This is a genomic window from Aminobacter sp. P4_H6_2 (assembly GCF_056400805.1).
This window is the reverse complement of record NZ_JBFUKO010000550.1, coordinates 1-3,623: the sequence shown is the minus strand read 5'-3', so window position 1 is coordinate 3,623 and position 3,623 is coordinate 1. Positions and strand designations below refer to the sequence as shown.

2 protein-coding genes are annotated in these 3,623 nt (G+C 60.5%); one reads left to right on the top strand and one right to left on the bottom strand.

The genetic code is table 11. The annotated features are described in order from the left end of the window. Positions 1-103: 103 nt before the first annotated feature. The gene (locus AC1DUU_RS26320) at positions 104-1,852 is read right to left on the bottom strand and encodes a hypothetical protein (RefSeq protein WP_476786307.1); all 1,749 of its coding nucleotides are present in this window, start codon (positions 1,850-1,852) and stop codon (positions 104-106) included. 207 nt (positions 1,853-2,059) lie between these two features. On the opposite strand from AC1DUU_RS26320, the gene AC1DUU_RS26315 reads away from it, so the two are divergent. Then, the coding region (locus AC1DUU_RS26315) for an FAD-dependent oxidoreductase (RefSeq protein ID WP_476786306.1) at positions 2,060-3,623 on the top strand (1,564 nt) is incomplete at its 3' end.

Below are 3,623 nucleotides of genomic sequence, written 5' to 3'. Positions count from 1 at the left end.
CCAGAGAGCCGCGTCTACTTCCCCTACATCCTCATCATGGCGATGATGCTGCTGGAACTGTGGAAGCCGCGCTTCGATATGGAAGACCGCAACCGCTGAAGCTTTATTGCCCAAGCGCTGCGGCGAATTTCGGGTTGACCAGCGCGTCATAGCAATCGTCCAGCTTGACGCGCTTGTGGCCCGCTAGGGCCTCGGCGTAGATCGCATGGAGCGCGGCGTTGTTTATCGTCGGCGGGCAGGTCGGGTAGAGCGCGAGGTCGGCTCCGGCTACGGCGGCCTGCACTTCGGGGCCGGGGGTGGGCACGGTGCGGAACGGATCGGCGCCGATCGAGATGTGCAGTGGCGCTGTGCGGTCCATCAGCCATGGGAACGGGTTGATGAAATCGAGCGTCATGATGGTCTCAAATCGAATTCCCTTGGCGGCTTCGAGGGCCCTGATCGAGTCGATTGCGCGGTCCTGCGCCTTCAGGTGGCCGATTTGGAAATGGAAGTCCGAATAGATCAGCGGCGTCGGGTTTTCGTCTATGCCAATCAGGTCGTCGTAAAAAGCGCGATGCCCGGGATAAAATGCCAGCATGCGATCGGCTCGGACGGAAACCTCCTGGCGCATGTTGACCGCGCCCAGCGTCTTCAGGTTGCGATGCACTAGAGCTGGATTGTTGGCGCCGCCTATATAGGTGCGCGCCGCGCGCGAGAACACTGCGARCGCCGGCGGCAACGCGATTGCTGCGACTAACCCAGCGACCGTCAGCAGCAGCGCTGGCCTTGCGTTCAGCCTTTCTGTCCTCAACAGGATCGCCAGCAATACAGGCCAGAGGAATATGAAACCCTGGCTGCCGGTATTCTGCGCTTCGAACAGGACGCCGGCAAAGAGCATGGCGGCTAACCACGCCGGAAGTAGATTGAAGAAGGCTTGTACACGCGCGACCAGCGAGGAGCTGGCTATGGTCGCCGTGGGGTCTGGCTTACGGCGCAGTTCGGTCCAACTACGCACGGCTATCAGAGCGGCGGCGACGATCACCACGTCGAAATTCTGGGACGCCGATTCCCGCAGGCGCGAGAAAAGCGAGCCGCTATTGTTGCTGACGAGAAGCAGAATGTCGCCGACATAGGCGCTTGCGATGCCAGTCAAAACCTCGATGACGGCGAGGATTGCTGCGAAGGCAAGCGCTGCCAGCAGCCCGGTGCGGAATTGCACGCGCCCAGCGAGGAAAGCGTAGGCGCAGATAATGCCGCCAACGGCAAAGCCGGTGATCTTGAGGTAAAACAGCGCGGTCATGATCAGCGTGATCAGGGCCAGCAGAGCGGGCTGCTTGCGTACGAACATCAATGCCGCGACCAGAATGTAGAGAAGCTGGCAAGACTGGCGATTGTAGATGCCGAACGCATCGGAACCTGGAAGTGGGTAAAATTCGCGCGTATTGAAGGGCAGCAGCGCAAACAGCAGGAAGGGAATGAGCAACGCCATCGCCGTGACGCGCGACCGGCTGCCGACTTCCCAAAGTACTATGCCCATCAGCGGCGCCGAAACGATCAGCAGAGACCAGGCGGCTAGTAGCGACGGCTGCCCGTTTGGAAATAGCCAGATCAGCCCGGCGGCAAGATAGTAGCCGAGCGGACCGACCGGCGCAAAGAAGTCGACGATCGGGACCTGGCCGGAAAAGATGCGGTTGGCCGCATCGTAGTAGATGAAGACGTCCCAATACATAGGGCCGATAGGGACGGTTATCGGCAGAGACAGGATCGCGCCGCACACGACGACAGCTGCAAGCATCAACCATAGCGGCAAGGTGAAATCGATGACTGTCCTTGACTGTGTGTAGCCGTCGTCTTTGTTCGCCACTACGTCCATGTAGGTTTCCACCCGGCTATTCATCTTGTGGGTCGTTTCTACCATTCGGCTCATCTGGATAGGGTTAACGAGTCGGCAATTTTCCGGTCGGGTAGCGACGACTTTCCGGTTCTGGTCGCGCGGCTTTTTGGCAATGTCGCAAACAGGCTGCAATCGCCCAGCACGGCCCTATAGTCTGCCGGCAAAATCATCTCGGAGTCGTGGGCAATGGCAGAGTTTCCGAAAAAGGCGAAGGTCGTCATCATCGGGCTGGGTGGCATCGTGGGCGCATCGGTTGCCCATCACCTGATCGAGCGCGGGTGGGACGATATCGTTGGCATCGACAAATCCGGTATCCCGACCGACATCGGCTCGACGGCGCACGCCTCCGACTTCTGCTACGCGACGAGCCACGATTTCCTGTCTTGCTGGACGACGCTCTACTCCATAGATTTCTACGAGAAGATGGGCCACTACGCCCGCATTGGCGGCCTTGAGGTTGCGCGTGTCGGCGACGACGATCGCATGGAAGAGATCAAGCGCAAGATCGCCTCGGCAAAGGCGTTCGGCACGCGCGCGCGCCTGATCGAGCCGACCGAGATCAAGGAAAAGTTCCCGCTGATCGAAGAAAGCATGGTGCAGGGCGGCCTTTGGGWTCCCGATGCCGGTCTTGTCATTCCGCGTTCGCAGACTGTGGCAGGCAAGCTTGTCGATCAGGGCGTCGCAGCCGGCAAACTCCAGGCTTTCGCCAATACCTCGGCCAAGTCACTCGTTGTCGAGAAAGGTCGCATCAAGGACGTGGTGACCGACCGCGGCACCATCATGGCCGACCACGTGGTGGTTTGCGCTGGCCTTTGGGGCCGGTTGATCGCAGAGATGGCGGGCGAGGACCTGCCGGTCATGCCGGTCGATCATCCGCTCACCTTCTTTGGCCCGTACACCGAGTTTGCCGGGACCGGCAAGGAGATAGGCTGGCCGCTGCTGCGCGATCAGGGCAATTCGGCCTATATGCGCGATACCGGCGACCCCAAGACCGCCGAAGGCGGGCAGATCGAGTGGGGTTACTACGAGGAGACCAACCCGCGCCTTTGCCATCCGCGCGATTTACTGGAGAAGCATGAGGCGCGCCTTTCGCCCTCGCAGCGCGACCTCGACATGGAGCAGATCATAGCCCCACTCGAACGCGCCATGGAACTCACGCCGATCCTGGGTGAACTGGGATACAACGAGAGCCATTCGTTCAATGGACTGTTGCAGGTCACCACCGATGGCGGGCCGTCGATGGGCGAGAGCCAGAAGGTTCGCGGCCTGTGGTATGCCGTTGCCATCTGGGTCAAGGACGGCCCTGGCATGGGCAAGCTCATAGCCGACTGGATGACCGACGGGCGCACGCCTATCGACCACAACAAGATCGATTATTCCCGCTTCTACCCCCACATGCTCGAAGAGAAGTTCATCGAGGGTCGCTGCGGCGAGGCGGCGCAGAAGGTCTATAATCCGGCGGTGCATCCGCGCGAACCTTATGCGACCGGCCGCGATGTGCGCCGCTCGCCCTTCTGGGAGCGCGAGAGGGCGCTTGGCGGCTATTTCATGGAGCTTGGCGGCTGGGAGCGCGCCCATGGCTATGCCGCCAACGAGCATCTGCTCGAGAAATACGGCAACCGTGTCCCGAAACGCGAAAACGAATGGGACAACCGACATTTCTGGCGCGTTTCCAATGCCGAGCACCTGGCGATGAGCGAGGATTGCGGCATGGTGAACCTGTCGCATTTCGCGATGATCGACGTTGAAG